This window comes from Tessaracoccus sp. OH4464_COT-324, assembly GCF_003932855.1.
Classification (GTDB): domain Bacteria; phylum Actinomycetota; class Actinomycetes; order Propionibacteriales; family Propionibacteriaceae; genus Arachnia.
On sequence record NZ_RQYZ01000116.1, the window covers coordinates 1 to 407 of the forward strand.

Annotated in this window: 1 pseudogene; it reads right to left on the bottom strand. The window is 38.8% G+C overall.

Features of this window, described 5'->3' with window-relative positions:
* Window positions 1-407, bottom strand: a pseudogene (locus EII42_RS12360) (transketolase); the annotation flags it as partial.

The window sequence follows — 407 nt, forward strand, 5'->3', positions numbered from 1 at the left end:
TGCTTCAATCGCATTTTGTGATGCTTTACGGCTTGCAATGCTCGCTGGATTTGCTTGTAATTTTTCAACAAAAGCTTGGCTTTCTGCCGCCCAATTTGCTGGTAATTCACCTGCTAAACGACGTTTAAATTCAGCTGCTAATTCTGGGTAAGCTTTCTCATAAGCGGCAAATTTGTCATTCCATGCGTTTTCTGCTGCTTGTCCTTTTTCATGTGCATTCCATTGTTCATAAATATCTGCTGGAATTTCAAAAGGCGCATGGTTCCAATTTAATGCTTGGCGAGTTAAAGCAATTTCTTCATCGCCTAATGGCGCACCATGGCTATCATGAGTATTTTGTTTATTTGGTGAACCATAGCCAATAATGGTTTTGCAAATAATTAAAGTTGGTTTATCTTTTTCTGCTT